Origin of the sequence: Pseudomonas sp. RIT623 (assembly GCF_004519305.1) — a bacterium.
Lineage (GTDB): Bacteria > Pseudomonadota > Gammaproteobacteria > Pseudomonadales > Pseudomonadaceae > Aquipseudomonas.
On the sequence record NZ_SOZA01000018.1, the window covers coordinates 68,596 to 89,845 of the forward strand.

Annotated in this window: 20 protein-coding genes and 1 pseudogene; 15 read left to right on the forward strand and 6 right to left on the reverse strand. The window is 65.6% G+C overall.

What is annotated here, in order from left to right; all coding sequences use genetic code 11:
• The first annotated feature begins 237 nt into the window (after positions 1-237).
• From E3U47_RS14150 to E3U47_RS14165, 4 genes are all read left to right on the forward strand, one after another.
• Positions 238-858 carry a LysE family translocator gene (locus tag E3U47_RS14150; protein ID WP_134692055.1) on the forward strand — a complete coding sequence of 207 codons (621 nt, stop codon included), beginning with the start codon at positions 238-240 and terminating at the stop codon, positions 856-858.
• A gap of 19 nt (positions 859-877) precedes the next feature.
• Positions 878-1,753, forward strand: a complete 876-nt coding sequence (locus E3U47_RS14155) for an alpha/beta fold hydrolase (RefSeq protein ID WP_134692056.1) — start codon at positions 878-880, stop codon at positions 1,751-1,753.
• Positions 1,754-1,867: 114 nt separating this feature from the next.
• Positions 1,868-3,004 carry an HlyD family secretion protein gene (locus tag E3U47_RS14160; RefSeq protein ID WP_134692058.1) on the forward strand — a complete coding sequence of 379 codons (1,137 nt, stop codon included), beginning with the start codon at positions 1,868-1,870 and terminating at the stop codon, positions 3,002-3,004.
• Positions 2,994-4,502, forward strand: a complete 1,509-nt coding sequence (locus E3U47_RS14165; RefSeq protein WP_134692060.1) for an MDR family MFS transporter — start codon at positions 2,994-2,996, stop codon at positions 4,500-4,502. Before E3U47_RS14160 ends, E3U47_RS14165 begins: the two co-directional genes overlap by 11 nt.
• Positions 4,503-4,505: 3 nt before the next feature.
• Here the strand turns inward: E3U47_RS14165 and E3U47_RS14170 are convergent, their stop codons facing one another.
• Positions 4,506-5,111: an START domain-containing protein gene (locus E3U47_RS14170; RefSeq protein WP_134692062.1), complete on the reverse strand. Its 606-nt coding sequence runs from the start codon at positions 5,109-5,111 to the stop codon at positions 4,506-4,508.
• Positions 5,112-5,191: 80 nt separating this feature from the next.
• A complete protein-coding gene (locus E3U47_RS14175; protein ID WP_134692064.1) occupies positions 5,192-6,028 on the reverse strand; it encodes a bifunctional allantoicase/(S)-ureidoglycine aminohydrolase in 837 nt (278 codons plus the stop codon).
• A 279-nt stretch (positions 6,029-6,307) separates the two neighbouring features.
• On the opposite strand from E3U47_RS14175, the gene E3U47_RS14180 reads away from it, so the two are divergent.
• Complete coding sequence (locus tag E3U47_RS14180) at positions 6,308-7,210, forward strand: hypothetical protein (protein WP_134692066.1); 903 nt, start codon at positions 6,308-6,310, stop codon at positions 7,208-7,210.
• Positions 7,211-7,335: 125 nt separating this feature from the next.
• Positions 7,336-8,088: a class I SAM-dependent methyltransferase gene (locus E3U47_RS14185; RefSeq protein ID WP_134692068.1), complete on the forward strand. Its 753-nt coding sequence runs from the start codon at positions 7,336-7,338 to the stop codon at positions 8,086-8,088.
• An 86-nt stretch (positions 8,089-8,174) separates the two neighbouring features.
• Here E3U47_RS14185 and E3U47_RS14190 read toward each other — a convergent pair whose 3' ends face one another.
• The gene (locus E3U47_RS14190) at positions 8,175-9,728 is read right to left on the reverse strand and encodes a hypothetical protein (protein WP_134692070.1); all 1,554 of its coding nucleotides are present in this window, start codon (positions 9,726-9,728) and stop codon (positions 8,175-8,177) included.
• Positions 9,729-9,819: 91 nt separating this feature from the next.
• On the opposite strand from E3U47_RS14190, the gene E3U47_RS25120 reads away from it, so the two are divergent.
• Entirely contained in the window at positions 9,820-10,329 is a 510-nt protein-coding gene (locus E3U47_RS25120; RefSeq protein WP_218568157.1) for a hypothetical protein, read from the forward strand.
• Between the two features lie 69 nt (positions 10,330-10,398).
• Here the strand turns inward: E3U47_RS25120 and E3U47_RS24980 are convergent, their stop codons facing one another.
• Complete coding sequence (locus tag E3U47_RS24980; RefSeq protein ID WP_167659485.1) at positions 10,399-10,569, reverse strand: hypothetical protein; 171 nt, start codon at positions 10,567-10,569, stop codon at positions 10,399-10,401.
• 197 nt (positions 10,570-10,766) lie between these two features.
• Between E3U47_RS24980 and E3U47_RS14200 the strand changes: the two genes are divergently transcribed.
• The 8 genes from E3U47_RS14200 (at position 10,767) to E3U47_RS14235 (ending at position 19,981) form a co-directional block, all read left to right on the forward strand.
• Positions 10,767-11,789, forward strand: coding sequence for a substrate-binding domain-containing protein (locus E3U47_RS14200; protein ID WP_134692074.1), 1,023 nt, complete (start codon positions 10,767-10,769; stop codon positions 11,787-11,789).
• Between the two features lie 72 nt (positions 11,790-11,861).
• A complete protein-coding gene (locus E3U47_RS14205) occupies positions 11,862-12,632 on the forward strand; it encodes a sugar phosphate isomerase/epimerase (RefSeq protein ID WP_134692076.1) in 771 nt (256 codons plus the stop codon).
• Complete coding sequence (locus tag E3U47_RS14210; protein ID WP_134692078.1) at positions 12,625-13,584, forward strand: sugar kinase; 960 nt, start codon at positions 12,625-12,627, stop codon at positions 13,582-13,584. The genes E3U47_RS14205 and E3U47_RS14210 overlap by 8 nt, the downstream gene beginning before the upstream one ends.
• A gap of 57 nt (positions 13,585-13,641) precedes the next feature.
• Positions 13,642-14,919 carry an MFS transporter gene (locus E3U47_RS14215; RefSeq protein WP_134692080.1) on the forward strand — a complete coding sequence of 426 codons (1,278 nt, stop codon included), beginning with the start codon at positions 13,642-13,644 and terminating at the stop codon, positions 14,917-14,919.
• Between the two features lie 10 nt (positions 14,920-14,929).
• Entirely contained in the window at positions 14,930-15,916 is a 987-nt protein-coding gene (locus E3U47_RS14220; RefSeq protein ID WP_134692082.1) for a D-glycerate dehydrogenase, read from the forward strand.
• A gap of 200 nt (positions 15,917-16,116) precedes the next feature.
• Positions 16,117-16,863: a gluconate 2-dehydrogenase subunit 3 family protein gene (locus tag E3U47_RS14225; RefSeq protein ID WP_134692084.1), complete on the forward strand. Its 747-nt coding sequence runs from the start codon at positions 16,117-16,119 to the stop codon at positions 16,861-16,863.
• An 11-nt stretch (positions 16,864-16,874) separates the two neighbouring features.
• Positions 16,875-18,650, forward strand: coding sequence for a GMC family oxidoreductase (locus tag E3U47_RS14230; RefSeq protein WP_134692107.1), 1,776 nt, complete (start codon positions 16,875-16,877; stop codon positions 18,648-18,650).
• Positions 18,651-18,661: 11 nt separating this feature from the next.
• The gene (locus E3U47_RS14235; RefSeq protein ID WP_134692086.1) at positions 18,662-19,981 is read left to right on the forward strand and encodes a cytochrome c; all 1,320 of its coding nucleotides are present in this window, start codon (positions 18,662-18,664) and stop codon (positions 19,979-19,981) included.
• A gap of 187 nt (positions 19,982-20,168) precedes the next feature.
• Here the strand turns inward: E3U47_RS14235 and E3U47_RS14240 are convergent, their stop codons facing one another.
• On the reverse strand, positions 20,169-20,498 hold the full coding sequence (locus E3U47_RS14240) for a hypothetical protein (RefSeq protein WP_102685238.1): 330 nt from the start codon (positions 20,496-20,498) through the stop codon (positions 20,169-20,171).
• Positions 20,499-20,572: 74 nt separating this feature from the next.
• Positions 20,573-21,223 (reverse strand): annotated as a pseudogene (locus tag E3U47_RS14245) (DUF998 domain-containing protein).
• Positions 21,224-21,250: the final 27 nt, after the last annotated feature.

Consider the following 21,250-nt stretch of genomic DNA (forward strand, 5'->3'; position numbering starts at 1 on the left):
CAGTGTCATGCAATTGGCCGGTGCCGCGCCAGTGCCTCTTCAGGCCCATAGGAGCCAGCCTTGCTGATGAATCAGCCTGGCACCGGCGGCGCCAGTGTTCGCCGGCAAGCCGGCTCCTACGGTGATCGCGACCATATCAATAATGTGTATCTGTGCAATTTTTATAAACTGTACCGGTCACGATCCGTGTGGCTCCGTTAGTGTGGCAACACAACTACCCCTCCGGAATACACCGCCATGCTTGCCTCGCTCGATCTGCTCAGCGCCTTCGTGCTGTTCGCCTTCGTTTCATCCATCACCCCGGGCCCCAACAACACCATGCTGCTGGCCTCGGGGGTGAATTTCGGCGTGCGCCGCTCGATCCCGCATGCCCTGGGGATCAGCGTCGGCTTCATGGTCATGGTGCTGGCGGTAGGGCTGGGGCTGGGCGAGGTGTTCAAGCTGTGGCCGGCGCTGTACACCGTGCTGCGTTATGCGGGCGCGGCCTACTTGCTGTACCTGGCCTGGAAGATCGCCACCTCCGGGCCGCTGTCGGGCGACGCCAAGGGTACTCGCAAACCGCTTGGGTTCTGGGGCGCGGCGGCGTTCCAGTGGGTCAACCCCAAGGCCTGGGTGATGGCCGTGGGGGCGATCACCACCTATACGCCGGCCCAGGGTTATGTGTTCAACGTCGTCGTCATCGCGGTGGTATTTGCCTTGGTCAACCTGCCCAGTGTCGGGGTCTGGGTGATGTTTGGCAGCGCCTTGCGCAACCTATTGCGCAATCCGCGCGCGGTGGTGCTGTTCAATGTCGTGATGGCCGTGTTGCTGGTGATTTCGCTCTATCCACTGCTGTTTGTAGAATCGACGTTTTCCTGAATGTCGGTGAGTGCTGTAGATGGAGTTGATTCCCTGGTCCCATGACTGCGCCGAAGGCTTCACCCTGCGTGGTTGGCGCACACCGGCCAGCGGCCGGCCACTGTTGCACTTCGTGCATGGCAACGGTTTCTGCAGCCTGGCCTATGAGCCGTTGCTGCTGCGCCTGGGGGCACATTTCGACCTGTGGCTGAGCGATGTCCAGGGGCATGGCGACAGCGACCATGGCGGCCCGTTCCGCGGCTGGAACCGCACGGCGGCGTTGGCGCTGGAGGCGTTCCAGGCCGGGCGTGGCGAATACGGTGAGGTGCCGTACCTGGCTGTCGGGCACAGTTTCGGTGGGGTGCTGACCGGGTTGATGCTGGCCGCCGAGCCGGGCCTGTTCCAGCGCGCGGTGCTGCTCGACCCGGTGTTGTTCAGCCGGCGCATGCTCGGGGTGATGGGCGCGGCCGCGCTGGTTGGCCTGCATCGTCGCCATGCCCTGGCGCGTAAAGCCGCAAGCCGCCGCAGCCACTGGCCCGACCGTGAGTCGGCGCACGCTGCGCTGCAAGGGCGGGGGATCTTTAAGGGTTGGAGCGATGCCGCGCTGCAGGCTTATGTGGCCCATGCCATCGGCGATTGCGGCGAGGCGGTGGTACTCAAGTGCCGGCCCAGCCGCGAGGTGGAGATCTTCAGTTCGTATCCCGAGCGGATGTGGCGGCAACTGACGAGCATCCAGACGCCAACGCAGATTCTGTATGGTGAGCATACCTATCCGTTCGTGCCGCATTCGGCGCAGCGTCTGGCCGCGCTCAACCACCAGGTGAACGCTCGGCAGGTGGCGGGAGGGCATTGCTTCATGCAAGAGGACCCGGTTACCGCGGCCGAGCAGGTCCTGGCGTTTCTGATGGCGCATTGATGCGTTGCGCCGTAAAGCGCTGATGTCCATTTCACGACGATCAGCGCCCTTATCGCGCGCGAACGACAGTCGCAGATTGCGTACCCTGAGGCTCCCCATCGGACGGAGCCCAGCATGAACCAGGCGGTCAGCCCAGATCCCCAGCACACCCTCGAGCAATCCCCTGCCCAGCGCCGCCAGCGCTTGCTGCGCTTGGGCCTGGCGAGCGGGTTGGGGCTGCTACTAGCGGCCTATGGCGGTTACTGGTGGCTCGATGGGCGTTTCCTCGAACAAACCGACGACGCCTATGTGCGGGCCGATTGGGCGCCTGTCAGCGCGCGGGTCAGCGGCTACGTCGCCGAGGTAGCGGTGGCCGACAACGCCACGGTCAAGGCGGGCGATTTGCTGGTACGCCTGGACGAGCGCGATTTTCGCGATCGTCTGCGCAAGGCCGAGGCACGCCTGGCGGTCAGCGAAGCCGCCTTGCAGGTGCAGGCCATGCGCCTGCGTGCGTTTGCCGCCGAGCAGCACGAGCAGGTCCAGGCCATCGCCCGCGCCGCTGCCGAACGTGGCGGCAGCCGTGGCGAGGCGCAGCGTGCCGAAGCCGACTGGCAACGTTACCAGCGCCTGGCGCAATGGCAGGCGGCAAGCGTGCAGCGCATGGAGCAGGCGCGGGCCACGCATATCCAGGCCCTGGCCCTGCAGCGCGCCGCCAATGCCGAACTGGCTCGCCAGCAGGCGCGCCAGGCGGTGTTGGCCGAGCAAGGCAAGCAGTTGCAGGCCGAGTTGTTGCAACGCCAGGCCGACCTCGACCAGGCGCATGCCGAAGCGGACCTGGCCCGTAGCGCCCTGGCCGATACTGCGATCCGTGCGCCGTTCGATGGCGTGGTGGGTCAGCGCAAGGTGCGCCAGCAGCAGTACGTCACCCCAGGCTTGCCCTTGCTGGCCGTGGTGCCGGTGCGCCAGGCGTATGTGGTGGCCAACTTCAAGGAGACCCAGCTGGCGCACATGCGCCCCGGACAGCCGGTGACCCTCGAGGTCGACACCTTCGGGCGGCACTGGCACGGCACCGTGGATAGCCTTTCGCCGGGTTCCGGCGCGGTGTTCGCGCTGCTGCCGCCGGACAACGCCACGGGCAACTTCACCAAGATCGTCCAGCGCTTCCCGGTGCGTATCCAACTCGATACCGACAGTGAAGAAACGCCGCGGCTGCTGCCTGGCATGTCGGTGATTGCCACCGTGGATACCCGGCAGGCCCGCGATGAGCGCTGAGGAAAAGGTTTCCACTCGCGCCTGGGTCGCGGTGATCGGTGGTCTGTTCGGCTGCTTCATGGCCGGTATGAACGTGCATGTCACCAGCGCCGCGCTGCCGGAGATCGAAGGCGCACTGGGGGCCAGCTTCGAGGAAGGTTCGTGGATCTCCACCGCCTACCTGGTGGCGGAGATCAGCATGATCCCGCTGACCGCCTGGTTGGTGCAGGTGTTCTCCTTGCGCCGGGTGATGCTGGTGGGCTCGTCGCTGTTCCTGGCCAGTTCGGTGAGTTGCGCCCTGGCCCCGAGCCTGGAGGCGATGATCAGCTTGCGGGTGATCCAGGGCGCGTCGGGGGCGGTGCTGATCCCGCTGTCGATGCAACTGATCATCACCGAGCTGCCGGCCAGTCGCATCGCCCTGGGCATGGCGCTGTTCAGTCTGTCCAACAGCGTGGCCCAGGCCGCCGGGCCGTCGATCGGCGGCTGGCTCACCGACTTGTACTCCTGGCGCTGGATCTTCCTCTTGCAGCTGCCGCCGGGGTTGGCCTTGCTGGCGGCGGTGGCTTGGTCGATCAAGGGCCAGGCCGGCGATCGCAGCGCCCTGCGCCAGGCCGACTGGCTGGGGATCGCGGCCATGGCCCTGGGCTTGGGGGCATTGCAGATCGTGCTGGAAGAGGGCGGGCGCAAGGATTGGTTCGATTCGCGTTTCATCACCAGCTTCAGCGTGATCGCGGTCATTGCCTTGGCGCTGTTCATCCAGCGCCAGCTGTGGGGCGCGCGTCCGTTCATCAACCTGCGCCTGCTGGCCAGTTACAACTTCGGCGTGTCGAGCCTGGCCATGGCGGTGTTCGGCGCGGCGACCTTCGGCCTGGTGTTCCTGGTGCCCAACTACCTGTCACTGGTGCAGGGCTACAGTGCCAGCGAGATCGGCAAGAGCCTGATCGCCTATGGCTTGGTGCAGTTGTTGCTGGCGCCGTTGCTGCCACGCCTGATGCGCTGGCTCAACGCCAAGCTGCTGGTGGCCAGCGGCTTCGCCATCATGGCCCTGGGCTGCTGGTTGGGGTCGCAGTTGACGGTGGACTCAGGCAGCAACGTGATCATTCCCTCCACCGTGGTGCGTGGCATCGGCCAGCCGCTGATCATGGTGGCGCTGTCGGTGCTGGCGGTGAAGGGCCTGGACAAGGCCCAGGCCGGCTCGGCCTCGGCGTTGATCTCGATGTTGCGCAACCTCGGGGGCGCACTGGGCACGGCGTTGTTGACGCAACTGGTGTCGCAGCGCGAGCGCTTTCACTCGGTGCGGGTGGGCGAGGCCTTGACCCTGTTCGACGGCGCTTTGCAGCAGCGCTTGCCGGGGGGGATGGTCGACCCGCAGTCGCCCGAGGTCATGCAGACCTTGGCGCTGATCGACCAGAGCGTGCGCGAGCAGGCCTATCTGATGGCGTACTCGGATGCCTTTTACCTGTCGTGCGTGGCCCTGCTCGGCTGCGCCGCGGCGTCGCTGTTGCTGCGCAGCCGTTAAGCCTCAGGGCTGGCGCTCGGCCATGGCCCGCAGGGTCTTGAGGGTAACCAGCGGCGCATCCACCACGAACTGGTTGGCCAGCCAGCCCGGCACGTCGCCGGCCGGGTCGGCGCGCAGTTGGTAGATGACCTCGGTCTCGCGCTCGGCCAAGGGGCGCATGATCCATTCGCCGCTGAGCCGGCGCACCCGGATCAGCCCGGGTTCGGTCGGTACCCGCCCGGGCTCGGCGCTCAGGTGGCGCACCAGGGAGTCGTCGTCCAGGCGCTCGGTACGCACCTTGAGCACCATGTCCCTGGGTTTGGCCGGCCAGGGCAGGGCGGTGCTCAGGTAGACCCAGGTGGTATCGCCGTCCACTTCCAGCAGGCGCATGTCGGCGCAGGCGTACAGCCATTTGCAGGCCACGCGCAGGTTTTCCTGCAGGTCACTCAGGGTCCGGACGCTGGCCTTGATCCGGGTGACGCCGCGAAATTGCTGGTAGGCCGAACCGTCGACGCTGGCCAAGTAGACGTCGATGCCGTCTTCCTGGCGCGCGAGTTGCCAGTCGTCTGCCCACGGCAACGCGCCCGGCAGCAGGAGCAACAGGGCAAGTAGAAGGCGATGGAAGGTCATGGCGGGAGGCCGGGAAGGGGCTGTGCGCTTAGTATGGCCCAAGACAGCAGGAGCGGCAGGCTGCCGCTCCTGCAAGGTCATCAACGCTGCGGGTTGAGCGTCAGGTGCACGTGGCGGTTGACGTCCTTGTACAACAGGTAGCTGAACGGGCCCGGGCCGCCGGAGTAGCAGGCTTGCGGACAGAAGGCGCGCAGCCACATGAAGTCGCCGGCCTCGACCTCGACCCAGTCCTGGTTCAGGCGATATACCGCCTTGCCTTCCAGCACGTACAGGCCGTGCTCCATTACATGGGTCTCGGCGAACGGGATCACGCCGCCAGGCTGGAAGGTGACGATGTTCACGTGCATGTCGTGGCGCATGTCGGCCATGTCGACGAAGCGGGTGGTGACCCAGCGGCCTTCGGTGCCTGGCATCTCGATGACGGTGGCGTTGTCGCGGTGGGTGACGAACGACTCCGGCGCCGGCAGGCCTTCTACCTTCTGGTAGTGCTTGCGCAGCCAGTGGAAGGTGACGTTGGCCTTGCTGTTGTTGCGCAGGCTCCAGTCGGCGCCTGGGGCCAGGAAGGCGTAGCCGCCTGGGACCAGGGTGTGGTGCTTGCCTTCGACGGTGATGTCGATCTCGCCTTCGACGACGAACAGCACCGCTTCGGCGTTCGGATCCAGTTCAGGGCGCTCGCTGCCGCCTTCGGGGGCGACTTCTACGATGTACTGCGAGAAGGTCTCGGCGAAGCCGGTCAGCGGGCGGGCGATGACCCACATGCGCATCTTGTCCCAGAACGGCAGGTGGCTGGTGACGATGTCACGCATCACGCCCTTGGGGATCACGGCATAGGCTTCGGTGAACATGGCACGGTCAGTCAGCAGCTCGGTCTGAGCCGGGTGTCCACCGTGGGGGGCGAAGTAGGAAGGTTTCGACATGAACGGTCTCGACTTGTTGTTCTCTCCCCGTGCCTGGGACCACACCGGCCGGTGCGTGCAGGGGATGCCACGGCAGCATAGGGGGCAGTTCGGGATATCCACAAATGAAATGTTGAAATACCCAGTATTTGGTTTGTGAATGAAGTCCTTGGCTGCTTGTCTGGGCGCATGCAAGCCAAATTCCTATATCGATGTAGGAAGGTTCTGCAATATTGGATCCACGACATTTTTTTCACATCCCCTTGCTAGCATCGCCGGCACTTTCAAGGAGCCGATTCGATGATGCATGTGCTGCGCAAGCGTGGTGTTCGCCTGACCTTGGCCGCTACCGCAGGCCTGGCCGCCAGCACCCTGGGTTTCTTCGCCTGGCAAACCTTCTACCCGGTGCAGGCCGCCGACGGCTGGGAGGTGCAGGTGTTGCACACCTCGGTGGCCCGGGCCGCCTCGCTGCTGCCCCAGGCCGACGGCAGCCTGCTGGTGAGCCGCGAGCTCAATGGCGGCAAGGGCAGCATCCTGCGCATCAGCGCCGAGGGTGACCGGGAGGTCTTGCTCGAGGGGCTGTCCAAGCCTGATGGCATGGTCGCCGTCCACGGCGGCTGGGCGTTCAGCCAGGAGGTGGGCGGGGCGCCGGTCAGCGTATCGCGCAGTGGCCAGGTCAGCACGCTGTTCCAGGGCAACAACGTCCAGGGGTTGTACAACGATGGCGAACACCTGTACGCCATCGAAGACCGTAAGGGTGATGGCCGGCTGATGCGTTACAACTGGCGCAGCGGCCAGCTCGAGGTGCTGCGCGCGGGGCTGACCGAGACCGAGGGCCTGACCCGCTGCAATGATGGGCGACTGCTGTACACCGAGAAGAGCACCGGCAAGATCCGCGCGTTGACTACCGAGGGCAACGATCCGGTGGTGGTCGAGGGGCTGCGTAATCCCACCTTCCTGCTGTGCGATGCGCGTGGGCTGTGGATCAGCGAGGATTCGACCCATCGCGCGCGGTTGCTGCGGGTCGACGGCGCTGGCGTGCAACACGTCGTGCTCAGTTACCTGAAGGCGCCGCAAGCCATCGTGCCCGATGGCAAGGGGGGCTACCTGCTGGCCGAAGGCGGTCGTGACCGAGTATTGCGCCTGACCCCGCCGGTACCGGCCGACACCGCCGCGCTCGCGCAGCGGGTGCCGCAGGCCTGAGCCAGGTGAACCCGCACGGCGCCAGGCCCGACGACTGCGCACAGGCGCGCGAGGCCTCGGCATAGGAGCCCTTGTGCCCGAACCACCAGGCTCGGCACACTGGGTGCCTTGTGAAGGAGCAGGCCATGGCATGTGCGAAAGCGGATTTCACCACGCGGCTGTTGCTGGACGCCGGCATCGGCCCGGGCATGCGCGTGCTCGATGTCGGTTGTGGCAACGGCGAGGTGAGCCTGCTGCTGGCCGAACTGGTGGGCGAGGACGGCGCGGTGGTGGGCATCGACCAGTCGAGCGCGGCACTGGCCAGCGCCCAGCAGCGCGAGGCCCCCACGGGCGCGGCATCGCTGCTGTTCGTGGCCGCCGACCTGAATGCCCCACCGGCCTCGCTGGGGCTGTTCGACGCCGTGGTCGGGCGGCGGGTGCTGATGTACCAGGCCGATGCGCTCAAGGCGGTGCGGGCCCTGGCCCGACAACTGCTGCCCGGTGGCGTGATGGTGTTCCAGGAGCATGACACCACCCTGGCCCCAGCCAGCCTCGAACCTTTCCCGCTGCACCGCAAGGCGACCCGCTGGCTACAGCGCATGCTCGCCGCCGAAGGGGCGGACCTGCAGTGTGGTTTCCACCTGTACGCGACCCTGAGCCAGGCCGGCCTGAGCGTACAGGACCTGCGCGCCGAATGCCTGGTACAAACGCCCGACAACGACATGGGCCTGGCCGCGATCATCCGCGCCTGCCTGCCGCGTATCATCGCCCTGGGCGTGGCCACGCCGCGCCAGGTCGGCATCGACACCCTGCACGCCCGGCTCGAGGTCGAGCGGCGGCAGGCGCAGGGTATCTACATCGGCGATGTGATGTTCGGCTGCTGGGCCCGCAAGCCTTAGGCACTGTACGAAAAGCCTTGATACTCGTTCATGCTGCGTTGAAAACAGCCTCGCCTGACCTTCGTCTCAAGACTTTCATACAGAGCCTAGGCCTCGCTGGGTTCCTCCTCCATGGCTTCTGCCAGCAGCTCCACCTGGCCGTGGCCGGGCAGGGAGGCGACGATGTTGTCGATCTTGGTCTGGTCGAGAATTGGCGCCGAGCGCATGCGTTCCTTGGCCGCGGCATGGGTCACGTCGATTTCGTTGAAGCGCCCGTCCAGCTTGCGGTAATGGGCGTAGCAGCCGATGTCGACGGCGAAGGCCTGGAAGGTACCCTCGGCCGACTTGTGGGTCAGGGCGGTGGCGCAGCTGTGGATGATGCGGTAGTCGAGCAGGCGATAGATCAGCGCCCGTAGCGCGTCGTTCTGCTGCAGCAGTTTCTCCTCGATGACGAAGATGTTGTTCTTTTTGTCCAGGCAGAAGCTCTTGATGATGTAGATGCCCTTGATCAGGTCGTCCTGCTCGTCGTCCTTGGAGTCCTGCTTGAGCTCCTCGATCTTGCGCTCGAAGTTGTTGCGCGAAAGGATCCGCACCTCGTCCTTGCCAATCTTGCCGCCTTCGTTCTGCACGGTCTCGTTGAGCAGGTGCAAAAACAGCGAAAGCACGTCGCGCGGCACGCCACCGCCGGCCATCACCAGGCGCTCGAAGCCTTCGCCCTTGAACAGACCCATGATCTGCGTCTCGCTGATGCCGGCCTGGGCGCCGAACTGCAAAAGGATGGCGTGATTCTGCTTGAGGGTGCGGGGGAAGTTGCTGAAGGTGTAGTCGATGTCGATGGGTTGGTAGTCGTGGCGCTCCTGGGCGCCGATCGGCTGGCCCTCGCGGTCGACGTAGAGGGTGGAGGAGTGGCGCAGGGTGGCGATCTTGAAGTAGATCGGGATGTCCTTGCACAGCCGATGCACGTAGTCGACGACGAAGGCCTGGTCGGTGCGCTTGAGGTGATACAGGTCGTCGATCTGCAGCAGGATGCCCTTGACCGTGTTCGACGCCGCGAACAGCTCGCGCAGGTTGTCCTTGAGCCGTGGCAGCCAGAGGTCGAGCTCTTGCAGTTTTTGCCGGTGGATACGGAACGAGCGCTCGACCTCCTGGGTTTCCTTGGCCGTGCTCTTGGCATTGAAGGTGATGTCGTCGATCTTGATCCCGGCGTCGAAGCCGGCATGCTGCTCGCTGGCGCTGCGGCTCCTGACCTCTTCCTCGTGGGCATCGGCGTTGACGTGCAGGGTTTTGAGCTTGTCGAGGATGTCCTTGATGATCAGCTTGAGCTTTTTCTTCTTGCCGAACCAGCCCGAGATGTTCTTGTCCAGTTCGCGGAAGATCGACGCCAGGATCTCCACCAGCACATTGGGGAACGAGTGGCGTTTGAAGTCCTCGCAGTTGAGGTAGATGCTCTTGAGCTCGGGTTTGAGGCTGCGTGAGGAGTGGTGCAGCAGCAGGGTCTTGCCACAGCCACGGCGGGCGAAGATGGCGTGGTTCTGCTTGGAGATCGCATCCTGCAGCGCGGTGCCGACGCTGATGTAGGCGACCGGGTCGTTGTCGCGCTGGACGCGCAGGTTTTCCGAGATGACTTCGCGGAGTTTTTCGAGTTGCGCGGGTTTGAGCATGGGACGTGCCTGTCAGGGAGAAATTTTCACCTGCGTAGCAAAGCACGACCGATGCTCCGAAATTTCCCCCTTGCGCGTAGGGCGATTCCGAGTGATTCACCCCCATACGGTTTGCCGCCTCGCCAGCACCTGGCACTGCCGACTCTGGAAACAGTTACAGCCGCAGTTCCTTGGCCAGTTCGGGTGTGTTGGTCTTGAGGTCTTCGATGATGTGGCTCAGTGGCACTGCCTTGTTGACGCTGTCCTGTTGCTCGCAGGTCCGCGGGTCCCGTCGGAAGCCCAAATGGTGAAGGGCAACCACTTGGCCCTGAGCGTTGCGGACGCGGTGAGTATCGGTGGCATTGCGGTATCGACCCCGGCGACCCATGGTCCGCTCAACTTCAAAGTGGTGGCCGAAAATCACTTCAATTTCACCAAACCGCTGAAATTCCCGGCAAGTAACGATGTGTACATCAATTTTTCGGTCGTGGAGACCGGTACGCTCGCGGGGCTGGATAGTCAGAGCAAAGCCGAGATCAAGGCCATGGCCGATGCGCTTGGCCCGGTGGCCAAGGAAGCCTGGAAGAAAAAGCTGGAGAAGGAAAGCAAGAAAGAAGAGTAGAACGCTTGGGCAAGGGTGATGATCACGCTGGCCAGACAGCGCCGACGCATGCCCTGTCCGCAGGGCAGTTTAGGCGATGAATTGCGCTTCGGTCGGGGCGAGGGGCTCGGCATCTTGCAGGATGCTGGCGTAGATCGCGCCGCCGCACAGGCCCGCCAGGCCGATGCTGGCCACGACGATATCGCCCAGGAGCAGGCCGGCAAGCAACAACAGCAGGCTTATGCGAAACACGGTAGTCATGGCGCGCTCCTGGGCGGTCGTTATGGCGTCCTGGCCTACCATAACGTGCTGGTTCCGACCGTACAGTCCTTTGGCACAGTTCGCCTGTGCTTTGGCCGAACGAGCGTCACTTGACGATCCGGGCCATCCCTGATTTCATTGAAACCGTTTTCATCGCCTCTGCGCATGCATCGATAACAAGACAAGAAGGGCATTGGGTGGACAAGGATCAGGCTCCCGCGCGCACGCGGGTCACCATCAGCGAAGTCGCCAAGGCAGCGGGCGTGTCCAAGGCCACCGTCTCGCGCTACATGGGCGAGGACCGGCAACTGCTCGCCGAGGCCACGGCCGCGCGTATCGCCGCGGTGGTCGAGAACCTCGGCTACCGGCCCAATCGCATGGCCAGCGCCCTCAAGCGCGGCCGCACTGGGCTGATCGGCATGCTCCTGGCCGATATCCGCAATCCCTATTCCGTGGCGGTGATGCACGCTGTCGAAACCGCCTGCCGCCAGCACGGCTACAGCCTGGTGGTGTGCAACACCGATTGTGACGATGCCCAGGAGCGCAGCCAACTGCAGGCCCTGCAGGCGTACAACGTCGATGGCCTGATCGTGAACACCCTGGGCCACCGCGCCGGGGAGCTGGCCAGCCTGGCCCGCGACCTGCCCATGGTGCTGGTCGACCGGCAACTGGCGGGCCTGCCGGTCGATCTGGTGGGCCTGGACAACAGCGACGCTGTCGAGCAGGCGCTCGATCACCTTGAACACAACGGTTATCGCGACATCCTCGCCGTCACCGAGCCACTCGATGGCACCAGCTCGCGGCAGGAGCGCGTGGATGCCTTCCAGGCCTCCATCGCCCGGCGCCATGGATTGCGCGGGCAGGTGCTGGAGGTAGGCCCGGGCCTCGCCGAGCAACTGGGCGCGTTCATCGCCGGGGCAGGGCACGGCCCGCAGGCGCTGTTCAGTTGCAATGGTGTCGCCACCCTGGAGCTGGTGCGGGTGCTGCACGCCAGGGGCGGGCCGCTGTTCCAGGACCTGGGCCTGCTGGCGCTGGACGACCTGGACTGGTACCCGCTGGTGGGTGACGGCATCAGCGCATTGGCGCAACCCACCGGGCGCATCGGCGCGGCGGCGTTCCAGTGCCTGCTGGAGCGCCTGCAAGGCAGCCCTCTGCCTGCCCGGCGCCTGGATATGCGCGCGCAGCTCATTGCGCGAGGCTCTACCCGATCACAACACTGACGGCGTCGCGGACGCCGTTGTGGCCGGGGAAAAATGAAACCGGTTTCATTCACAAGAACAAGGACTACCACGATGCGCACGCACACTGTCTCCATCAGCTTGTCGAGTTTCGGTGCCGATGCCGTGAGGCGGCTGGGCCAGGCCAGCTACCTGCCGTTGCTCGCTGCGGCGGGTGCGCGGCGGGTGGAGTGGCGCGAGGAGCTGTTCGACTCCGCGCCTGATGCCGCTACCCTGGCCAACCTGGCCGCCGAGCATGGCCTGCAGAGTCTCTACTCCACGCCACTGGAACTGTGGCGCGAGGACGGTAGCCTGGAGCCCGCGATTGCCCAGCGCCTGCAGCTGGCGAGCGAGATCGGTGCGGTGGCGCTCAAGGTGTCGCTGGGTCATTACCAGGATGGCTGCGATTTGCCGGCGCTGGCGCCACTGTTGCAGCACAAGACGGCGCTGTACGTGGAAAACGACCAGACGCCCTACGGCGGGCGGCTGCAGACCTTGGTCAAGTTCTTTCGCGAGGCACAGGCGCAGGGCGTGGCGCCGGGCATGACCTTCGACATCGGCAACTGGTACTGGCACGACGAGTCGCCGCTGCTGGCCGCGCAATTGCTGGGGCGCTGGGTGCGCTACGTGCACTGCAAGGCGGTGGCGCGCCGCGCCGACGGGCGCCTGGTAGCCGTGGTGCCCGAGGACCTCGACCTGGCCCAGTGGCGCGAATTGATGACGCATTTCGCCCCGGGCCTGCCGCGTGCAATCGAGTACCCCCTGGCCGGCGAGGACCTGCTGGCGCTGACGGCGCGCCAGGTCGCGCAACTGGCCGAGCTGGAAGGGCAGGTGTGCCATGGCTGAGCATGACGTGCTGTGCTTCGGTGAAACCATGGCCATGTTCGTGGCGGCGCAGCCGGGCGACCTGGCCCAGGTCGAGGGCTTCGGCAAACGCATCGCCGGTGCCGACAGCAATGTGGCCATCGGCTTGTCACGCCTGGGCCTGCGGGTGCAATGGCTGAGCCGGGTCGGTGACGACTCGCTCGGTGCCTTCGTGCTCGACAGCCTGCGCCGCGAAGGCCTGGACTGTTCCAGTGTCGAGATCGATGCCGGGCACCCCACGGGGTTCCAGCTCAAGGAGCGCTGCGACGATGGCCGCGATCCGAAAGTCGAGTATTTCCGCCGTGGCTCGGCGGCCAGCCGGCTGTCGCCCGCGCTGGTGCGGCCGGCGTTGTTGCAGGCCCGGCACCTGCATGCCACGGGCATTCCGGCGGCGCTTTCAGGCAGTTGCCGCGAACTGTGCCACCAGTTGCTGGATGGCATGCGAGCCAATGGCCGCAGCATTTCCTTCGACCCCAACCTGCGTCCGTCACTGTGGCCCGACCGCCAGACCATGGTGCGCGAGGTCAACGCCCTGGCGGCCAAGGCCGACTGGGTGCTGCCAGGGCTGGAGGAGGGGCGTCTGCTCACCGGCCGGCAGTCGCCGCAGGCCATCGCCGAGTTCTACCTTGAACAGGGCGCGCAGTACGTGGCGATCAAACTGGGGGCCGAAGGCGCCTACTGGCGCGATGCCCAGGGTGCCCATGGCGTGGTGCCCGGCCAGCCGGTTGCCCGGGTCGTGGACACCGTGGGCGCGGGCGATGCCTTCGCCGTCGGGGTGATCAGCGCCTTGCTCGAAGGCTTGCCGCTGCGCCGCGCCGTGGCCCGCGGCAACTGGTGCGGCAGCCGCGCGGTGCAGAGCCGCGGCGACATGGAAGGCCTGCCGCAACGTCATGAACTGGACCACCACGAAAACCCTGTGCGCGATGCACGCTGAAGCGCCGGCTTGCGCGCAACCTGATGTGACAAGAACAACAAGACCAGGAGAACACCCATGCAGATCGATCGACTCGCACCCAGACGCTGGTGGTACATCATGCCCATCGTCTTCATCACCTACAGCCTGGCCTACCTCGACCGGGCCAACTACGGCTTCGCCGCGGCCTCGGGCATGGCCGACGACCTGAAGATCACCCCGGCGCTGTCGTCGCTGCTCGGCGCGCTGTTCTTCCTTGGCTACTTCTTCTTCCAGGTGCCGGGCGCCCTGTACGCGCAGAAGCGCAGCGTGAAGAAGCTGATCTTCGCCAGCTTGATCCTCTGGGGCGGGCTGGCCACGCTGACCGGGATCGTCCACGACGTCTATTGGCTGATCGCCATCCGCTTTCTCCTGGGCGTGGTCGAGGCGGCGGTTATGCCGGCCATGCTTATCTACCTGTGTCACTGGTTCACCCGTGCCGAGCGCTCGCGGGCCAATACCTTCCTGATCCTCGGCAACCCGGTGACCATCCTGTGGATGTCAGTGGTCTCGGGTTACCTGGTGCAGCAGTTCGACTGGCGCTGGATGTTCATCATCGAGGGCGCGCCGGCCATTCTCTGGGCGTTCATCTGGTGGCGCCTGGTCGATGACCGACCGGAGCAGGCCAAGTGGCTCGATGCCCGGGAGAAGGCTGCGCTGCGCGAAGCGCTGGACGCCGAGCAGCAGGGCATCAAGCCGGTGAAGAACTATGCCGAGGCATTCCGCTCGCCCACGGTGATCATCCTGTCGTTGCAGTATTTCTGCTGGAGCATCGGCGTGTACGGCTTCGTTCTGTGGCTGCCGTCGATCCTCAAGCAGGCTGCGGCGCTGGACATCGTTACCGCTGGCTGGCTGTCGGCGGTGCCCTATCTGGGGGCGGTGCTGGCCATGCTCGGGGTGTCCTGGGCTTCGGACCGCCTGCAGAAGCGCAAGCGCTTCGTCTGGCCGCCGCTACTGATCGCCGCGCTGGCGTTCTACGGCTCCTATGCCCTGGGTACCGAGCACTTCTGGTGGTCATACGCCTTGCTGGTGATCGCCGGCGCCTGCATGTACGCGCCCTACGGGCCGTTTTTCGCGATCGTTCCCGAACTGTTGCCGGCCAACGTCGCCGGGGGCGCCATGGCGCTGATCAACAGCATGGGCGCGCTGGGCTCGTTCTCGGGCTCGTACCTGGTCGGCTACCTCAATGGTGTCACCGGCGGCCCCGGCGCTTCGTACCTGTTCATGTGCGGTGCACTGCTGCTGGCCGTGGCCCTGACCGCCGTCCTCAACCCCTTGCAACAGGCGCGCCGGCACAGCCTGGCGCCGAGCCGATAGGAGCCTCAGCATGAAAAAGCGCATCGTCGCCTACAAACGCCTGTCCGATGAACTGATGGCGCGCCTGCACGCGCAGGCCGAGGTGACCCTGGTGGAAGCGCCGGCCGCCGATGGCCTGGCGCGCTTGCGCGCGGCGCTGCCGGGCGCCCATGGCCTGCTGGGCGCCAGCCTGCGCCTGGACCGCGCGCTGCTCGACCTGGCGCCGCAGCTGGAGGTGATCTCCAGTGTGTCGGTGGGCGTGGACAACTACGATATCGCGGCGCTGGATCAGCGCGGGGTGCTGCTGACCAATACCCCAGACGTGCTCACCGAAACCACCGCCGACACCGGTTTCGCGCTGATCCTGGCCTGTGCCCGGCGGGTGGTCGAGCTCGACGGCTGGATTCGCGCCGGCCACTGGCGGGCCGGGATCGGCCCGGCGCAGTTCGGCTGCGACGTGCAGGGCAAGACCCTGGGCATCGTCGGCATGGGCCGTATCGGCGAGGCCCTGGCGCGGCGTGCCCACGCCGGTTTCGGCATGCGCGTGCTGTACCACACCCGCAGCCCGCGGCCCGAGGTGGAGGCGCGGTACGGCGCTGGCTATCGCAGCCTTGACGCGTTGCTGGCCGAGTCCGATTTCGTCTGCCTGTGCCTGCCGCTGACCGGCGCTACGCAAAACCTGATCGGCGCGCGCGAGCTGGCCCTGATGAAACCCTCGGCGATCCTGGTGAACATTTCCCGCGGCCGCGTGCTCGACGAGGTGGCACTGTTGCAGGCGCTGGCCGAGCGGCGCATTCGTGGTGCCGGGCTGGACGTGTTCGTGCAGGAGCCACTGGCGGTGGATTCGCCGCTGCTGCAACTGGACAACCTGGTGGTCACCCCGCATATCGGCTCGGCCACGCTGGAGACCCGCGAAGCCATGGCCCGTTGCGCAGTGGACAATCTGCTGGCCGCGCTGGCCGGCGAGCGGCCGGCAAACCTGGTCAACCCTGTGGCCTGGGAGCGGCGAAACAATTGAACCTGGTGAGCGTCGCGCTTGCCTCATGTCTAGCAAAACAACAGCCTTTGTCTGGTTCGAGATCCCGGGGTCGCGCTGCGACCCCTTGGCAATTCAAGGTCGGCCACGCAAGACAGCGCTGTCTTGTGTGGCCGGCGGGATCTCCATTGGCGAAAAGGGCGACGATTCCCGTATGACCTGATCAACAGAGAGACATCCTCATGTCCAAGGACCAACCCGCCTCCGTGCAACCGGCGCGCCGGGCGTTCCTGCGCCAATCCCTGACCCTGATCCCGGTGGCGACCCTCGCCAGCACCGGACTGGGCGGTGCAGTGCTCGCCGACAGCGCCACCCCGACACCCGCTGAACCGGCCCGGCCGGTTACCGCGCGCGCCTACCAGCCGACCTTCTTCACCCAGGAGGAGTGGGCCTTCGTCAGCGCCGCCGTGGCCGTGCTCATTCCCACTGATGCCTTGGGTGCTGGCGCGGCCGATGCCGGCGTGCCCGAGTTCATCGACCGCCAGCTCAACACCCGCTACGGCAGTGGCGGGCTGTGGTACATGCAAGGGCCATTCCACCCCGACGCCCCCAGCGAGCTGGGCTACCAGCTCAAGCTCAACCCCCAGGAAATCTACCGGCTGGGCATCGCCGAGACCGACGCCTGGTGCAAGGCGCAGCTCGGCAAGGCGTTCGCCCAGCTCGATCTTGCGCGCCAGCAGCAGGTACTGGAGGCCCTGGACGGCGGCACGGCGACATTTGCCTCGTTGCCGGCGGCCACCTTCTTCAACATGCTCTGGCTCAACACCCGCGAAGGCTTTTTCAGCGATCCGCTGCACGGCGGCAACCAGGGTTTGGTCGGTTGGAAGCTGGTGGGCTTCCCCGGCGCTCGCGCCGATTTCATGGACTGGGTGGAGCGCGACGAGCGTTATCCGTTCCCGCCGGTCTCCATCAGCGGCGAGCGGGGGTAAGCATGAGCCAGATGAAAAAAGTCGATGTAGTCATCGTCGGGTTCGGCTGGGCCGGGGCGATCATGGCCAAGGAGCTGACAGAGGCCGGCCTGCAGGTGGTTGCCCTGGAGCGAGGCCCGGCCCGGGACACCTACCCGGATGGCGTCTACCCGCAGACCATGGACGAGCTGACCTACAACTCGCGCAAGAAGCTGTTCATGGACATCTCCCGCGAGACCGTGACCCTGCGCCACAGCGTCAACGACGTGGCCGTGCCGTATCGCCAGTTCGGCGCCTTCCTGCCCGGCACCGGCACGGGTGGGGCGGGGCTGCACTGGTCCGGCGTGCATTTTCGCGTCGACCCGGTGGAGCTGCGCCTGCGCAGCCACTACGAGGAGCGCTACGGCAAGGCCTTCATCCCCGAAGGCATGACCATCCAGGACTTCGGCGTGAGCTACGAAGAGCTCGAGCCGTACTTCGATTTCGCCGAGAAGGTGTTCGGCACCTCCGGCACGGCCTGGTCGATCAAGGGCCAGGTGGTGGGCCGCGACAAGGGCGGCAACCCGTTCGCCGCCGACCGCTCCAGCGACTTCCCGCTGGTGGCGCAGAAGAACACCGTGTCGGCGCAACTGTTCGAGAAGGCCGCCCGTGAAGTCGGCTATCACCCCTACAACCTGCCGTCGGCCAACACCTCCGGGCCTTACACCAACCCGTACGGCGCGCAGATGGGACCGTGCAACTTCTGTGGTTACTGCAGCGGCTATGCCTGCTACATGTACTCCAAGGCCTCGCCCAACGTGAACATCCTGCCGGCCCTGCGCCAGGTGCCCAACTTCGAGTTGCGCAACAATGCCCATGTGCTGCGGGTCAACCTGACCGAGGACAAACGCCTGGCCACCGGCGTGACCTATGTCGATAGCCAGGGGCGCGAGGTCGAGCAACCGGCCGACCTGGTGATCCTCGGCGCCTTCCAGTACAACAACGTGCGCCTGATGCTGCTCTCGGGCATCGGCAAGCCTTACGATCCGGTCAGTAACCAAGGCGTGGTGGGGCGCAACTTCGCCTACCAGAACATCTCCACCGTGACCGCGTTCTTCGACCGCGACAGCCACCACACCAACCCCTTCATCGGTGCCGGCGGCAACGGTGTGGCGGTAGACGATTTCAATGCCGATAACTTCGACCATGGCCCCCACGGTTTCGTCGGCGGCTCGCCGTTCTGGGTCAACCAGGCGGGCGCTAAGCCGATCTCCGGCACCAAGGTGCCGCCGGGCACGCCGAAATGGGGCAGTGGCTGGAAGGCCGCGGTGGCCGACAGCTACCGGCACATGCTGTCGATGGACGCCCACGGCGCGCACCAGTCCTACCGCGACAACTACCTCGACCTGGACCCGGTGTACAAGGACGCCTACGGCCAGCCGTTGCTGCGCATGACCTTCGACTGGAAAGACAACGACGTGAAGATGAACCGCTTCATGGTCGAGCGCATGGGCAAGATCGCCGAGGCCATGGGGCCCAAGGCGATCAGCGCGGGCAAAAAGGCCTTCGGCCAGCACTTCGATGCCTCCTCCTACCAGACCACTCACCTCAATGGCGGCGCAATCATGGGCACCGACCCGAAGACCAGCGCGCTCAACCGCTACCTGCAATGCTGGGACGTGCACAACGTGTTCGTGCCTGGCGCCTCGGCCTTCCCCCAGGGCCTGGGCTACAACCCCACCGGGCTGGTGGCGGCGTTGACCTACTGGTCGGCGCGGGCGATCCGCGAACGCTATCTTAAGAACCCCGGCCCACTGGTGCAGGCATGAGGAGGCCGGTCATGAAACTCAAGACACTGTTCATCGCCATGCTCGGCCTGGGTGCGAGCACCTTGCTGCACGCCGCCGACGGCGTCGATCCAGCCTTGGTCAAACAGGGCGAGTACCTGGCCCGTGCCGGCGACTGCGTGGCCTGCCACACCGCCAAGGGCGGCAAGCCGTTCGCCGGCGGGCTGCCGATGGAAACACCCATCGGCACCCTGTACTCGACCAATATCACCCCGCACGCCAGCGGCATCGGCCAGTACCGCTACGAAGACTTCGAGCGCGCCGTGCGCCAGGGCATCGGCAAGGATGGCAGCACGCTGTATCCGGCCATGCCATACCCGTCCTATGCCCGGGTCAGCGATCAGGACATGCAGGCGCTGTATGCCTACTTCATGCACGGCGTGCAGCCGGTGGCGCAGCAGAACAAGGCCAGCGACATCCCTTGGCCATTGAGCATGCGCTGGCCGCTGGCGTTCTGGCGTGGGTTGTTCGCGCCCGAGGTCAAGCCGTTCGAGGCTGCAGGGCGTGATCCGGTGGTGGCGCGAGGTGCCTACCTGGTCGAAGGGCTGGGCCATTGCGGGGCCTGTCATACGCCACGGGCGATCACCATGCAGGAAAAGGCGTTGGATACCACCGACGGTGATGCCTTCCTGGCCGGCAGCGCACCGCTGGAGGGCTGGATCGCCAAGAGCCTGCGCGGCGACCACAAGGACGGCCTGGGCAGTTGGAACGAGGCGCAGATCGTCGCCTTCCTCAAGACCGGCCGCAACGAGCGCACCGCGGTGTTCGGCGGCATGAGCGACGTGGTCGAGCACAGCATGCAGTACATGAGCGATGCCGACCTGACGGCCATTGCCCGCTACCTGAAGACCTTGCCGCCGAGCAACCCGGACGACCAGCCGTTCCAGGCGGACCCCAGCGTGGCCCAGGCGCTGTGGCAAGGCAATGACCGCAAGACGGGCGCGGCGTTGTACGTGGACAACTGCGGGGCTTGCCACCGTACCGACGGCCAGGGCTATGCCCGGGTGTTCCCGGCGCTGGCGGGCAATCCGGTGGTGCAGGGGCAGGATGCCACCTCGCTGATCCACATCGTGCTGGAAGGCGCGACCCTGCCGGCCACGGCGAGCGCGCCGTCGACGTTCAGCATGCCCGGCTTCGGCTGGCGGCTGTCGGACCAGCAGGTGGCCGATGTGGTCAACTTCATTCGCAGCAGCTGGGGCAACCAGGCCGCGGCGGTGACCGCGGGGCAGGTGGCGGCGCTGCGCAAGGCGGCACCGGTGCCGCTCAAGGCGCAGACGCTGATCGGCGATACCACGGGGATTACCGAGCCTTGATCGACAGGCCCGATTGACCGGGAGGTGTTGTGGGAGGGGGCTTGCCCCGCGATGGCCGCTTGGCCAGATCGCGGGGCAAGCCCGCTCCCACCGGTTGCCGATTACGCCGCTGAATACCTCGAAATCACTTCAACATGTTCTAATAAATTACATTTCATATAACTCATAACCATTTGAATTATATGAATTATTTTTTAGCAACTGCGTGCTGGGCACATTGCTCGTAATACGTCTGCTTGATCGCCGCCGGCTTCAGCCGCGAGCGGCTGTTGTACGTCTGCTCGGTGATCCCGAACGCCGTCATGCGCATCCATGGCTTGGCGAACTTGCGTACCTGCAGCTTCTTGCGCGTGGCGTACAGGGTCACCCCGGAAAGCTTGGCCTGTTGCGCCTCGGCGGCGATCTGCGCGCCCCAGCCGCACACCTGGCGATCGTTCTGGCTCAGGGCCCGGGCCTGGGCGCCGAAGGCGGTCGTGGCCAGCAGGCACCCAGCCACGGTTGCTAGAATTACGCGCATGTTGCTGTCCTAAGCATCTGAAGGAAAACGAAGTTTGCCCGCGCTTTCGACGCCTGGGGGCCAGCAGTTTGCCGTCAGGCGATGGCCATTTGCAGGCCATCGCGGCTGTGCGCGCGCAGCGATTGCAGGGCCAGGGCGGCAACCCACAACACGCTGATGCCGTAGTTGAGGCGCTGGTACAGGCCGAACAGTTCACCGCCTTGCGCGGCTTTGGCCATCAGCACCACGGTGATCATCGCCAGCACCGAGCACAGCAGTGACCACCTTCCCAGCCACGGGGAGCCTGCCACACGTTTGCCCAGCCAGATCCACAACACGCTGGCCAGGGTCAGCGAGAGGAACATCAGCAGGCCGCTGAGGTTGTGCATCTGTTGCGAGAACGACGGCTCCAGCAGCGCGCAGCCCTGGTCGCAGGGGAACCAGCCGGTACCCAGGCTGCCGACAGCGTGCAACAGCACCAGCCCCGCGCTCGACCGAGCCAGCCCCGAGTAGCGCCAGCGCCGCGCCAGGCCCCAGGCGAACAGGCCGAAGAGCAACGCCAGCGGGAAGTTGTTGACCCAGGGCGAGAGGCCATGGGTCGGCGCACCGACCGCGCCGAGCTGGCTCATGGCCTACTGCAGATGGTCGTAGCCGGGATAGGCCAGGGCGGTCAGGCCAACGCCCGACAGCAGCCAGAGCGGAATGAGCAGGCCTGTGGCGAGCAGCAGGCGATCGAACGTCTTCATGCGGTTTCCTTCCTTGGAGAGAGCAGG

Excerpts from the sequence above, each read along its gene's own strand:
- E3U47_RS14160 (WP_134692058.1), top strand. The coding sequence starts at position 1,868 with ATGAACCAGGCGGTCAGCCCAGATCCCCAGCACACCCTCGAGCAATCC.
- E3U47_RS14185 (WP_134692068.1), top strand. The coding sequence starts at position 7,336 with ATGGCATGTGCGAAAGCGGATTTCACCACGCGGCTGTTGCTGGACGCC.
- E3U47_RS24980 (WP_167659485.1), bottom strand. The coding sequence starts at position 10,569 with ATGACTACCGTGTTTCGCATAAGCCTGCTGTTGTTGCTTGCCGGCCTG.
- E3U47_RS14220 (WP_134692082.1), top strand. The coding sequence starts at position 14,930 with ATGAAAAAGCGCATCGTCGCCTACAAACGCCTGTCCGATGAACTGATG.
- E3U47_RS14165 (WP_134692060.1), top strand. The coding sequence starts at position 2,994 with ATGAGCGCTGAGGAAAAGGTTTCCACTCGCGCCTGGGTCGCGGTGATC.
- E3U47_RS14190 (WP_134692070.1), bottom strand. The coding sequence starts at position 9,728 with ATGCTCAAACCCGCGCAACTCGAAAAACTCCGCGAAGTCATCTCGGAA.
- E3U47_RS14225 (WP_134692084.1), top strand. The coding sequence starts at position 16,117 with ATGTCCAAGGACCAACCCGCCTCCGTGCAACCGGCGCGCCGGGCGTTC.
- E3U47_RS14175 (WP_134692064.1), bottom strand. The coding sequence starts at position 6,028 with ATGTCGAAACCTTCCTACTTCGCCCCCCACGGTGGACACCCGGCTCAG.
- E3U47_RS14155 (WP_134692056.1), top strand. The coding sequence starts at position 878 with ATGGAGTTGATTCCCTGGTCCCATGACTGCGCCGAAGGCTTCACCCTG.
- E3U47_RS14210 (WP_134692078.1), top strand. The coding sequence starts at position 12,625 with ATGGCTGAGCATGACGTGCTGTGCTTCGGTGAAACCATGGCCATGTTC.
- E3U47_RS14230 (WP_134692107.1), top strand. The coding sequence starts at position 16,875 with ATGAAAAAAGTCGATGTAGTCATCGTCGGGTTCGGCTGGGCCGGGGCG.
- E3U47_RS14240 (WP_102685238.1), bottom strand. The coding sequence starts at position 20,498 with ATGCGCGTAATTCTAGCAACCGTGGCTGGGTGCCTGCTGGCCACGACC.
- E3U47_RS14170 (WP_134692062.1), bottom strand. The coding sequence starts at position 5,111 with ATGACCTTCCATCGCCTTCTACTTGCCCTGTTGCTCCTGCTGCCGGGC.
- E3U47_RS14205 (WP_134692076.1), top strand. The coding sequence starts at position 11,862 with ATGCGCACGCACACTGTCTCCATCAGCTTGTCGAGTTTCGGTGCCGAT.
- E3U47_RS14235 (WP_134692086.1), top strand. The coding sequence starts at position 18,662 with ATGAAACTCAAGACACTGTTCATCGCCATGCTCGGCCTGGGTGCGAGC.
- E3U47_RS14215 (WP_134692080.1), top strand. The coding sequence starts at position 13,642 with ATGCAGATCGATCGACTCGCACCCAGACGCTGGTGGTACATCATGCCC.
- E3U47_RS14180 (WP_134692066.1), top strand. The coding sequence starts at position 6,308 with ATGATGCATGTGCTGCGCAAGCGTGGTGTTCGCCTGACCTTGGCCGCT.
- E3U47_RS14150 (WP_134692055.1), top strand. The coding sequence starts at position 238 with ATGCTTGCCTCGCTCGATCTGCTCAGCGCCTTCGTGCTGTTCGCCTTC.